Raw genomic sequence first — 12,061 nt, forward strand, 5'->3', positions numbered from 1 at the left:
GGCGCCGGTAAGGCGAAGATCAAACTCCTCACGCGCGGGGCTGGAACGGGGCCTAGGGGGTTGGGGGGACCGAGGCCAGGAGTTTCTGGGTGTAGGGGTGGGTGGGGGCGTCCAGGATCTGGGGGGTTCGGCCCTCCTCGACCACCTCTCCCTTGAACAGGACCACGGTCCTGTCGGTGATCTGTCTGACCACGGCCAGGTCGTGGGTGATGAACAGCAGGCTGGTGCCCAGGTCGCGGCCCACCGTGCGCAGCAGTTCCAGCACGTGGGCCTGGACCGAGACGTCCAGTGAGGCGACCGGCTCGTCGCAGATCAGCAGGGCGGGCCGTACGGCCAGGGCCCTGGCGATGGCCACGCGCTGCCGTTCGCCGCCGGACAGCGCCCTGGGGCGGCGCTCGGCGTAGGAGGCGGGCAGGCCGACCAGGTCGAGCAGTTCGGGGACGGAGAGCCGTCCCTCACGTGATCCCTGGGCGGCGGCCTCGGTGAGCGTCGAGCCCACGGTCAGGGAGGGGTTGAGCGAGGTCGAGGGGTCCTGGAAGACGCACTGCACCAGCCGGTGCGCCCGGTCTCCCCGCCGCCCGCGCCGGGTCAGGTCGAGCCCGGCCAGCTCCACCCGGCCTCCGTCGGGGGTGGCCAGGCCCAGGACGCACCGGGCCAGGGTGGTCTTGCCCGAACCCGACTCGCCGACGACGCCGACGCTCTCGCCCTCCATGACGGTCAGCGAGACGCCGCCGAGGGCGGTGTGCCCGCCGTACTGTTTGCGCAGGCCGTCGATGGTGAGCAGCGGGCCGCCCGCCGGGGCCTCGCGGAGCGTGGCGGGCTGTGACCCGGCACGGGACCCGGCGTGGGGGCGGGGGCGCACCTCGTACAGGCAGGCGGTGTGCCTGCCCGGGGTGATCTCGCGCAGCGGCGGACGGGCGTGCCCGCACCCGGGTTCGGCCTGGGAGCAGCGGTCGGCGAAGGCGCACGTCCCGGTGACGTCCCCCGCGGACGGCACGGCGCCCGGGATGCCCTCAAGCCTGGGCAGCGTCACGCTCACCGAGGGCAGCGCCGCCAGCAGCCCGGACGTGTAGGGGTGGGCGGGCACCTTGGCCACGTCGAAGCCCGGCCCGCTCTCGACGATCCGGCCCGCGTACATGACCGCGACCCGGTCGCACATCTCGAAGGCCACCCGCAGGTCGTGGGTGATCAGCAGCACCCCCATCCCGCGCGTCCGCTGGACCTCGCGCAGCAGCATGAGGATCTCGTGCTGGGTGGTCGCGTCGAGCGCGGTCGTGGGCTCGTCGGCGATGAGCAGCTCGGGGTCACCGGCCAGGGCCGCGGCGAGGGCGATCCGCTGCCGCATCCCCCCGGAGAGCTGGAAGGGGTAGCGTCCCGCGACCGAGGGGTCGTCGATGCCCACCTCGGCCAGCCGCCGCGTCACCTCCTCCCCGCGCTGGGCGCGGTTCCGGCGCGCCGCCCTGGTCCTGGGCAGTGACTCGGCGATGTGGGCGCCGGCTGTGATCAGCGGGTTGAGCATGGCGAAGGGGTCCTGCATGAGCAGCGCGACCCGGCTGCCGCGCACCGACCGCAGCACGCGCTCGCGGGCGCCGAGCAGTTGCAGGCCGGACAGGGTGACCGAGCCGGACGCGGTCATGCCCTTGGGCAGCAGCCCCGCCACGGCCCTGGCGGTCAGCGACTTGCCGCTGCCCGACTCGCCGACCAGCCCGACGGTCTCCCCCGCGGAGACGGTCAGGTCGACGCCGTCCACGACCAGGTGACGGCCGGTGACGGTCAGGCCGGTGACGTCGAGGAGGGTCATCGGGCGCCTCCCTTGGAGAGGGTGTCGAACAGCCGGTCGCCCAGCAGGGTGGCCGAGGTGGCGATCAGGGTGATCAGGACGACCGGGGCGACGGAGGCCCAGGGGTTGAGGTCGAGCAGATCCCGGTTCTCCTCGACCATCAGCCCCCAGTCGGGGGTGCCCGCGGGCAGGCCGATGCCCAGGAAGGAGAGCCCGGCCAGCGAGACCAGGGCGGCCACGAAGCTCAGCAGGGCGTTGGAGACGACCGTGGGGGCGAGGTTGGGCAACAGGTGGCGGAACATGACGCGCCGGGGCGGCAGCCCCAGGGTCCTGGCCGCCTCGGCGTAGGCCAGGTCGCGCTGGGCGAGCGTCAGGCTGCGGATCACCCGGATGTCGCCCGGTGTGAACAGTACGGCCATGGCCAGCACGGACCAGCCGTACCCGCCGCCGAGCACGCCGACCAGCACGATCAGCACCAGCATTCCGGGCATCGCGATGGCCAGGTCCACGGTCCGCATCATCAGCGCGTCGATCCAGCCGAGCCGGTACCCGGCGAACAGGCCGAGCGAGGTGCTCAGCGTGGTCGTGCCGAGCGCGACGAGGACGGGCCACAGCAGCGCGGACCCGGCCCCGGTCAGGAGGCGGGACAGCACGTCCCTGCCCAGGTCGTCGGTGCCGAGCCAGTGGGCCGCGTCCGGACCGGCCGCGCCGAGCGCCAGGTCCTGCGTCGCCGGGTCGTAGGGGGCCAGGTGGGAGCCGAACAGCCCGACGAGGATCGCCAGGCCGAGCACCCCGGCCAGCACGCCCCTCACAGCGCCACCGCGCCGTGCCGTACCCGGGGGTCGACCACGAGGTAGGCCAGGTCGATCAGCAGGTTGACCACGACCACGATCGCACCGCTGAACAGGACGAGCGCCTGCACCACGGGGATGTCCTTCTGGCTGACGGCGGCGATGAGCAGGGCGCCGAGCCCGTGCAGGCCGAAGGCCTGTTCGACGAAGAGGGCGCCGGTCAGGTTCGCCGCCAGCAGCAGGCCGCCGACGGTCAGCACGGGCAGGGCCGCGTTGCGCAGCGCGTAACCGATCCAGACACGCGCGCGCGGCAGCCCCCGCGCTCTGGCGAAGGTCAGGAAGTCCTGCCCGGCCAGGTCGAGCGCCGCCGCCCGCATCTGCCGTACCACCATGGCTCCCTGCGCCGCGGCCAGGGCGAGCGCGGGCAGCGTCAGGTGGGTGACGCGTTCGGCGAACGTCTCGCCCGCGCCGAAGACGGGGAACCAGCCGAGGGTGACCGCGAAGCCGTACAGCAGCAGGATGCTCATCGCGAACGGCGGTACGGCCAGCAGGACCAGGGAGCCGAGGGTGATGCCCTGGTCGAGGAGGCCGCCCCGGCCCATCGCGGCCACCAGCCCGACCGGGACGCCGACGGCGAAGGTGATCAGCAGGGCGTAGCCCGCCAGGCCCGCGGTGACCGGCAGCCGGTCGGCGATGACGTCGGCGACCGGCTCCCTGGAGTAGATGGAGACGCCGAAGTCACCCTGTACGGCGTCGCCGAGCCAGCGGGCGTAGCGCAGCGGGAACGGGTCGTCGAGGTGGTACTCGGCCCTGATCGCGGCCCTGGTCTCCGGCGTCGAGGGGCGGGTGCCCAGCAGCACCTGCTCGGGACCGCCGGGTGAGGCGACGAGCAGCCCGTAGGTGATCACCGAGAGCGCGCCGAGCAGGACCAGCGCGGCGGCCAGGCGGCGGGCGACGAGAGTGAGGACGGCCATGTCACTTGCCCGCCGGGCGGATGACGACGAAGAAGTTGGGGTTCCAGACACTCAGTCCCGGCGCGGTGAACCCGTCGCGCAGCGCGATGCCGTTGTCCATGTGGAACAGCGGAACGTACGGCACCTGCTCCCCGATCTCGGTGAGCAGGGCGGTCACCTGGTCCTGACGCTCCTGAGCGGTGGCCTCGCTCAGGGCGTCGAGCCGGGCGTCCAGTTCGGCGGAGCCGTACCCGGAGAAGTTGAAGCCCTGCGGTTTCGCCGCGGCGCGGCCGATCATGTCGGGCAGGACCTCGATCGGCTCCGGGGTGCCGTAGGAGAGGTTGACGTACTGCACACCGAGCCCCTTGTGGTCCATCAGCATGGCGATGTACCTGTCGCCGGGGCTCGGCTCCATGGTCAGCTTGATGCCGATCTTCGCGAGGTCGGCGGCGACGGCCTGCATGACGGTCGCGCCGTCCGACCCCGAGGAGTACGGCACCGCCATCGTGAACCCGTCCGGGTAGGCCGACTTGGCCAGTTCGGCCTTGGCGGCGGCCAGGTCGAACGGGTGGTCGGGGAACTTCGGCGTGTCGTCGCCGTAGAGGGCGGTCATCTGCGGCATCGGCAGCATCGCCCTCGCCGTGGTGCCGTGCCCCCCGGTCATCAGGGTGGTCAGGGCCTGGCGGTCCACGGCGTGCGCGATGGCCCGCCGTACGTGGACGTCCTTGAGCGGGCCGTTGCCGACGGCCAGCGACAGGTAGGCGATGTTGTTGCCGGGGTAGAAGCTCGTGGTGACGCCGGGGAGGTTCGTCCACTTGCGGGCGTCCCGGGCGTTGAGACCGTCGGTGGCGTCGATCTCCCCCGACCTGACGGCCATCCTGAGCGTCTCGGCGTCGGAGATGGATTTGATCTCGACCCGGCGCAGCGCGGGCTTCGGCCCCCAGTAGGACTCGTTGCGCTCCAGCACGGTGCCCGAGGTGAGGGAGAACTTCACGACCTTGAAGGGGCCGGTGCCGATCGTGCCGACCTCGGGACTGCCCAGGTCCCTGGGGTGCGCCTCGGCCAGCTTGCGCGGCACGACCTGCCAGGCGATGGCCGCCACCGACAGGAAGGCCGGGTTGGGGCGGGTCAGGGTGACCCTGACCTTGTCGGTTCCGACGGCCTCGGCCTTCTTGACGGTGGTGAAGTAGCTGGCCGCCTGGGAGGCGACGGCCGGGTCCAGGTGACGGCTCAGGGAGTAGGCGGCGTCGTCGGCCGTCAGCGGGGAGCCGTCGGTGAAGGTCACGGCCTTGCGCAGAGTGAACTCGTAGCTGTCCGGCGTCGGCTGGGTCCACGACGTGGCCAGGCCCGGGGCGGGCGCCCCCTTGGCGTCGAGGGTGACCATGGTGTCCAGCACCGCGAGCTGGATGGTGGTCGAGGCGTTGTTGAAGCCGTGCGCGATGTCCAGGCTGTTCGGCGCCGCGGAGGACGCCCAGACCAGGGTGTCGCGGTCGGCGCCGGTCGCGCCCTTCTGCGGGGAGCCCGCGCAGGCCGCGACGGGAAGGAGGAGCAGGGCGACCACGGCGGCCCTGATGGTCGGCGTTTTCATGGTGACCACCTCGGGAGGGGAGCGGGATAGTGGGACGCTAGAAGCCGTCCGGCCCGCGTTCACTGACCCCGCAGCCAAAACCCTCGGTCCCGCCCTCGTGCTGCAGGCCAACATGGGCTCCCGCTCCCCGCCTCGGCCCGCCCTCCGGCGCTCCCGGGCCGCCCCGGAAAAGCCCTCTCCGGGCTCATCCGGGAAGGCCGTCTCCGGGCTCATCCGGGAAGGCCGTCTCCGGGCTCATCCACGGAGGTCGCCGCCGGGCTCGCCCGTGAAGCGCATCCGGCGCAGGCCGCCCCCGCTGATCAGCAGGTCGTCGCCGTCGGGCCGCAACGTGAACGGCCCCGCCTGCCACACCCCCGCCGGGGCTGGTTCGACGGGAAGCCGCAGCTCACGCCCGGCGCGCAGCACGCCGTCCCTGACCGTGACGCGGACGTCCAGTTCCTCGCTGTGGTAGGCCCCGCCGGGCATGGGCTCGGTGCCCGGCGCCTGACAAGGCCGGTAGACGATCGGGCGCCGGGCCCCCAGGCCGCTGTCCAGCGCCAGCTCGCCGTCCCGGCGCTCAAGCCAGAGCCCGTCCGCGTCGCCGAGGCCGTACCAGCGGCCGTCCTTGGCGAGGGCGAACTCGGTGACGTCACCGCTCCTGTCGAGCCTGACCCGGCCGTTCTCCGCGGCTTCGAGCGTGAGGAAGGCGTCTCCCACCGGGTCGTGCCAGTGCCCGGCCGGCACCTCGACCGCCGGGTCCACCGTCTCGGCCGGTTCGAAGAGTGCCCCGGGCACCTCGCCCAGCAGCGCCCTGGCCAGGCGTTCGCTCAGCCTGACCGGGTCGACCGCCGTCTGGTTGGACAGTACGGCGACGCCGAAGCCGGCCTCGGGCAGGTACAGCAGGTTCGACAGGTAGCCGGGGACGCCTCCCGCGTGCCCGTAGCCCGCGCTGCCCGCCATCGGCGTGTGGTAGATGCCGCTGGCGTAGCGCAGGGCGGTGCCGTCGGCCAGCACGGTCGGTTCGAGCAGCTGCCGCCGCAGGTCGTCGCCCAGGACCCGCCCGTCGGCCAGGAAGCCGAACCAGGGGGCCAGGTCGGCCACGCTGGTCACCACGCCGCCGTCACCGACCGCGCTCTCCAGGGTGTCGGCCCGCTTCGGCTCGCCGTCCGCGTTGCCGTAGCCGTACGCCAGCCTGGGCAGCGGCAGTGTGGTGTCGTCCCTGAACAGGGTGTCGTCCATGCCGAGCGGACCGAAGATCCGCTCGCGGGCGAACTCGGCGAGCGAGCTCCCGCTCACCGTGCGGACCACCACGGCGGCCAGGACGTAGCCGGTGTTGGAGTAGCTGAAGTCGGTCCCGGGCGGGAAGGCCGTGTGCCGGATCCCCCGGACCTCGTCGAGCAGCCGTTCCTCGGTCAGCGCGGTGAACGGCGTCCCGGTGAACGCCTGCAGCGTGTACCACTCGGGCAGCCCGCCGGTGTGCTGCAGGCACTGCCGCAGCGTGACGGGTACGGTCAGCGCCAGGTCCGGGATGTGCTTCCTGATGTCGTCGTCGAGGCTGAGCCTGCCGTCCCTGGCCAGCAGCATGACGCACGCGGCGGTGAACTGCTTGCTGACCGAGGCGATGTCGAAGCGGGTGTGGGCGTCGACCGGGACGCCGAACTCGACGCAGGCCATCCCCTGGGCCGTGGTGAGCAGAGTCTTTCCGTCGGCGTAGACGCCGACCGCGAGCCCCGGGGCGTCGGGCCCGACCAGGGCCGCGACCTCGCGTTTTACCAGTTCAAGATCCATGGCTTCACTATGCACGACACGGTGCCGCGAACCTTTTGGCCGTGGACGCAAAGTTGACGACACCGCTTTGGCGCCGGGGACGACGCGGGACCGGCAACCTTTGTCGCGCGGCCCCACGCCCGCGGGAAAAGCCGGAATTAGGTTCGTCGAATGATCAAAGTTCTCGTGAGAGGGCTGGCGGCCTGCGTCACCGTGGCCGTGGTCGCCGCCCCTGCCCATGCCGCTCCCTCCTCCGCTCCCGTGTCGGTGTCCGCGTCGGTGAACGCCGCCCGGTTCACGGTCCCCGTCCTGCCGAAGCCGACGGGCCCCCACCCGGTCGGCGCCGTCGACCTGCACCTGGTCGACTCCTCCCGCGCCGACCCGTGGGAGCCGGGGCGGCGGCGCGAGCTGATGGTCACGCTCCGCTACCCGGCCCGCGCCAAGACCGGCGTCAGGACGCGGTACGTGACCCCCGCCGAGTCGGCGCTGCTGCTGGCCGGGCTGGGCGTCGAGGGCCCCCCGCCGGACCTGCTGAACAGGATCAGGACGAACGCCAGGACCGGGGCGCGGCCCTTGCGTTCGGGGCTGCCCCTGGTGGTCCTCTCACCGGGGTTCGGCCTGCCGCGCTCCTCGCTCACCACGCTCAGTGAGGAGCTGGCCAGCCGGGGCTACGCGGTCGCCACGGTCGGGCACCCGTACGAGGCGATGGCGACCACCCTGCCCGACGGCACCACCGTCACCTGCGCGGCCTGCGAGATCGAGGACTCCCCCGGCCTCGTCCCGGCGATCCGCTCGGCCGACGTGTCCTTCCTCATCGGCAGGCTGACCGGCGCCCGTCCCGCGTGGGGGCCGCCCGGCCTGATCGACGCGTCGAGGATCGGCATGGCGGGCCACTCCATCGGCGGCAACAGCGCGGCCCAGGCCATGGTCGACGACCCCAGGATCGACGCGGGCCTCGTCATGGACGGCTCGTTCATCGTCCCGATCCCGGAGAGCGGCCTGGCCAGGCCGTTCATGTTGTTCGGCACCGAGGGGTCGTTCCTTCCCGGCGGTCCCGACGAGGAGACGTCCTGGCGGGACAACTGGCCCCGGCTGACCGGCTGGAAGCGCTGGGCGACGGTCACCGGCGCCGAGCACGAGTCGTTCACCGACTACCCGGTGCTGATCGAGCAGTTCGGCACGCCTCCGGGCGCGCTCCCCGCCGCCAGGGCGGTGCCGATCACCCGTTCCTACGTGCGGGCCTTCTTCGACCTGCACCTGCGTGGGGTCCCCTCCCCCCTGCTCAACCGCCCCTCCCCCAGGAACCCCGAGGTCAGGCTCTGGAAGACCCCCTGACCCCCTCCCCGGTACGGCCCCGCCGTACCGGGGACACAACCGTCGCAACCGTCCGGTTGATCGCCGACTTCGGAGACGAGCAGCTCAAGGTCGGTTAGCGGGGCCAGTAGTGGGAGGCGGCGAGGATGAGGGCGGCGGCGCCCACCAGGCCCGCGTCCTGGCCGAGGGCGGCGGGCACCACCCTGGCGCGGCGGGCGAAGCCCATCCGGGTGTGCTCGCCGAGCGCGGCCTCAAGCGGGTCGAACAGCAGGCGTCCGGCCTGGGAGAGGCCGCCGCCGACGGTGACGAGGTCGAGGTCGCAGAGGTTGACGGCGGCGGCGACGGCCAGGCCGAGGGCCCGTCCCGCCCGTTCCATCGCGGCCAGCGCCAGCCGGTCGCCCGCCGCGGCGTCCAGGGCGAGCTGCCGCCCGCTCGCCGTCGCCGCCTCCACGTACGGCACGGCCTCCCCCTGACCGGGCGCCTCCCGTACGGCGGCGCCCGGCTGCCAGCCGCGTCCCAGCGCCCAGGCGGCCAGGGCCGGGCCCCGCGCGACGGCCTCAAGGCAGCCCCTGGCCCCGCACCCGCAGACCGGCCCGCCGGGTTCGACCACGACGTGCCCGACGTGCCCGGCGTTGCCGCTGCCGCCGTTGACCAACCGGCCGTCCAGGACGAGCCCGCCGCCCACTCCCGTCGAGACGACCATGCCGAGCATGTTGGCGCTGCCCCGGCCCGCACCCCGCCAGTGTTCCGCGACGGCCAGGCAGACGGCGTCGTTGTGCACGCGCACCGGCACGCCGGGGAAGCGCTCCGCCAGCCGCGCCCTGAGCGGGAAGTCACGCCAGCCGGGCATGTTGATCGGCGAGACCTCGCCCTCCGGCCAGTTCATCGGGCCACCGCAGCCGACCCCGACACCCACGACCTCGGCCGGTTCCGTGAGCAGCGCGTCGATCAGGGAGTCGAGCGTCCTCCACAGCGTCTGGGCGTCGCCACCCGGGGGTGTCGCCGTCCTGCGGGCCCTGAGGACCTCGCCCTCGCCGCCGGCCTCACTGCCGACCAGGGCGACGGCGAACTTCGTCCCGCCGATGTCGACGGCGAGCACCGATCCGGACATCTAGCGATCATACGGTCTGTCGCCGCCGGGGCGTGAGGAGAAGACCAGGACGGAGGCGGTGAAACCGTGCACGTGGTTGTGGCCCCCGACGGGGCCGACCTCGCCCGCGGCGAAGAACCCGGCGACGCCGATCGGGCCGAGGGTCTCCCTGACCGCGACGGCGTCGTGGTCGGCGCTGCCGAACATGGCCGACCCCCTGCCGTTGCAGGAGAACAGCAGCGCGCCGTCCACTCCGCCGAACTCCTCGCGGTGGGCGTCGAGCAGCTCGTAGAGGTCCTCGTCGGCGGTCGCGGCGTCACGCACCTGGAAGCGCACCGTACGGCCGATCTCGACGACGTCCCCGATGGCGACGGCCTCCCGTTCCGGGTCGATGCCGAGCACCCCCCGGATGAGGAAGTCGCCGTGCTCGTGCCGTTCTGCGTACTCGTCCATGGCGACGCCGATCTGCAGTCCTGAGGCGACCAGCTCCCGTTCGTCCTCGTCAAGCGCGCTGACCACCTCCTCAAGCCTGGCCAGGGCGGGCTGGCCCGCGAGTTCGAGCAGGAGGTTGTCCTCGACCCCGGTGACGGCCATCGTCGGGCCGATCGGACGGCAGCCCTGGCTGACCACGGTCCTGACATCGACGGCTCCGCCGAGCAGGACGCCGACCGCTCCCTCGGTGTAGACCTCGCCGTCGGCGAACAGCCGTACGGCTCCCCTGCCCCTGAGCGCGTTGGCCAGGCCGCCGATCAGCGGCAGGTCACCGAGGACCTCGTCGGAACGTTCGACGAAGCCGTCGGTCGGAAAGCTGTAGGGGTCGGCGAAAAGGATGGCCGCGTGGTCGTCGGCCTGGGGTTCCGGCAGGCCGACGACCACGAAACGGTCATCGGCCCTGAGGGTGTCCAGGGCGAAGGTCGTCAGCCGGGCTCCGTCGAGGGTCGCGGCCCAGGCGCTCACCGCGGGGGTGACCTCCACACCCCGGCCGTCGCCGATCACGCCCGTCGCGCTGCAGCCGATCACCGCCGCCTCCGGTGTCATCCGCATGACGCGCAGCCCCGCCTGGGCGACCTCGTCGGGGTCGTCGCCGCAGATGAAGAAACAGACCAGGTGAGGCGGCCCGGTCAGGCCGGAGATGGCCTGGCGCACGGCGGTCTCCGCCGCCATGACCAGGTCGGAGCCCACGGCGAGACCGTCGGAGAAGCAGCTCGTCAACAGCGCCACTCGTCTCACCTCCCCTTCTTGTCCGAAGCCTTGCCTTGCAGCGATTCTCCCCACTGTGAGGACATGCACGCGCGCCGGACGGCACACGATGTCCAAGATCCGAAAGCGGGATAACAGTCCCGGTTTCGGCTTCGGGGACGTAGGCTCAATCTCGTGCCTCAAATCCCAGAGCCACGTACTCTGCGCGATCTTCGCGCGAGCGGCCATGTCCACCGCACGGTAAAGGCCGAGATCCGCGAGAACCTGCTGGCCCGGCTACGGGCCGGGCAGCCGAGGTTCCCCGGCATCGTGGGTTTCGACGAGACCGTCCTGCCACACCTGGAGACAGCCCTGCTGGCCGGGCACGACCTGGTCCTGCTCGGCGAGCGGGGGCAGGGCAAGACCCGGCTCATCCGCACGGTGACCGGTCTCCTCGACGAGTGGACGCCGGTCGTCGACGGCTGTGAGATCAACGACCACCCCTACGCCCCCTCCTGCGCCCGCTGCCGCAGGCTCGCCGACGAGGCGGGCGAGGAGCTTCCGGTCGCCTGGCGGCACAGGGACGAGCGTTACGGCGAGAAGCTCGCCACCCCGGACACCTCCGTCGGCGACCTGATCGGTGACATCGACCCCATCAAGATCGCCGAGGGGCGCACGCTCGGCGATCCGGAGACCGTCCACTACGGCCTGGTCCCCCGCAGCAACCGGGGTGTCTTCTCGGTCAACGAGCTGCCCGACCTGGCCGAGCGGATCCAGGTCTCGCTGCTCAACGTGCTTGAGGAGCGCGACATCCAGGTCAGGGGATACAACCTGCGCCTGCCGCTGGACATCCTGCTGATCGCCAGCGCCAACCCGGAGGACTACACCAACCGGGGCCGGATCATCACCCCGCTGAAGGACCGCTTCGGCGCCGAGATCCGCACCCACTACCCCCTGTCCGTCGAGACCGAGCTCCGGCTCATCCGCCAGGAGGCCGCGCTCGACCAGGTGGGAGCCGACCTGCCCGACCACCTGGTCGAGGTGATCGCCCGCTTCACCCGCCTGGTCCGTGAGTCGACCGCGGTCGACGCGCGCTCCGGGGTCTCGGCCCGTTTCTCCATCGCCGCCGCCGAGACCGCCGCCGCCTCAGCCGTACGGCGGGCGGCGCTGACCGGCGAGGAGCGCGCGGTGACCCGGGTCGCCGACCTGCCGGGCATCGTGCACACCCTGCGGGGCAAGGTGGAGTTCGAGGTCAGCGAGGAGGGCCGGGAGACCGAGGTCCTGTCCCACCTGCTGCGCAGGGCCGTCGCGGAGACCTTCCGCGGCACCATCGGCGGCCTCGACCTGGCCCCGCTGCTCGAACGGTTCTCCGAGGGCACCCAGGTGGAGTCGGGGGCCATGGTCCCCGCCGCGGACCTGCTGCGCGGGATCGGCCCCGTGCCGGGGCTCGCCAAGATCATGTCGGGGCTCGGCATCGGCGACGAGTCCCCCGGGCACGCCGCGGCGGCCCTTGAGTTCGCCCTTGAGGGCCTGTATCTCCTGCGGCGTCTGTCCAAGGACGAGGTTGACGGCACGACGGTCTACCGCACCTGAGGCCCGGCGGCGCGTGTTGGAGGGCGT

General features: G+C 72.5%; 9 protein-coding genes. 2 read left to right on the top strand and 7 right to left on the bottom strand.

The genetic code is table 11. The features are described 5' to 3' along the window. Positions 1–52: 52 nt before the first annotated feature. The 5 genes from ABT340_RS28220 to ABT340_RS28240 form a co-directional block, all read right to left on the bottom strand. Entirely contained in the window at positions 53–1,801 is a 1,749-nt protein-coding gene (locus ABT340_RS28220) for a dipeptide ABC transporter ATP-binding protein (protein ID WP_352013863.1), read from the bottom strand. Continuing rightward, positions 1,798–2,592: an ABC transporter permease gene (locus ABT340_RS28225; RefSeq protein WP_352013864.1), complete on the bottom strand. Its 795-nt coding sequence runs from the start codon at positions 2,590–2,592 to the stop codon at positions 1,798–1,800. The genes ABT340_RS28220 and ABT340_RS28225 overlap by 4 nt, the downstream gene beginning before the upstream one ends. Next, the gene (locus ABT340_RS28230; RefSeq protein WP_352013865.1) at positions 2,589–3,545 is read right to left on the bottom strand and encodes an ABC transporter permease; all 957 of its coding nucleotides are present in this window, start codon (positions 3,543–3,545) and stop codon (positions 2,589–2,591) included. Before ABT340_RS28230 ends, ABT340_RS28225 begins: the two co-directional genes overlap by 4 nt. Before the next feature lies 1 nt (position 3,546). Further along, positions 3,547–5,112, bottom strand: coding sequence for an ABC transporter substrate-binding protein (locus tag ABT340_RS28235; RefSeq protein WP_352013866.1), 1,566 nt, complete (start codon positions 5,110–5,112; stop codon positions 3,547–3,549). A gap of 234 nt (positions 5,113–5,346) precedes the next feature. Next, positions 5,347–6,879: a serine hydrolase domain-containing protein gene (locus tag ABT340_RS28240; protein WP_352013867.1), complete on the bottom strand. Its 1,533-nt coding sequence runs from the start codon at positions 6,877–6,879 to the stop codon at positions 5,347–5,349. A 150-nt stretch (positions 6,880–7,029) separates the two neighbouring features. Between ABT340_RS28240 and ABT340_RS28245 the strand changes: the two genes are divergently transcribed. Beyond that, entirely contained in the window at positions 7,030–8,193 is a 1,164-nt protein-coding gene (locus ABT340_RS28245) for an alpha/beta hydrolase family protein (RefSeq protein ID WP_352013868.1), read from the top strand. 94 nt (positions 8,194–8,287) lie between these two features. Here the strand turns inward: ABT340_RS28245 and ABT340_RS28250 are convergent, their stop codons facing one another. Together ABT340_RS28250 and ABT340_RS28255 are read right to left on the bottom strand one after the other, a co-directional pair. Further along, the gene (locus tag ABT340_RS28250; protein ID WP_352013869.1) at positions 8,288–9,283 is read right to left on the bottom strand and encodes an ROK family protein; all 996 of its coding nucleotides are present in this window, start codon (positions 9,281–9,283) and stop codon (positions 8,288–8,290) included. Continuing rightward, positions 9,284–10,426 (bottom strand): FIST signal transduction protein, encoded by a 1,143-nt coding sequence (locus tag ABT340_RS28255; protein WP_352013938.1) that lies wholly within the window; start codon positions 10,424–10,426, stop codon positions 9,284–9,286. 210 nt (positions 10,427–10,636) lie between these two features. On the opposite strand from ABT340_RS28255, the gene ABT340_RS28260 reads away from it, so the two are divergent. Next, the gene (locus tag ABT340_RS28260; protein ID WP_352013870.1) at positions 10,637–12,034 is read left to right on the top strand and encodes a sigma 54-interacting transcriptional regulator; all 1,398 of its coding nucleotides are present in this window, start codon (positions 10,637–10,639) and stop codon (positions 12,032–12,034) included. Positions 12,035–12,061 lie beyond the last annotated feature (27 nt).

The organism is Streptosporangium sp. NPDC000239 (assembly GCF_040300765.1).
Lineage (GTDB): Bacteria > Actinomycetota > Actinomycetes > Streptosporangiales > Streptosporangiaceae > Streptosporangium.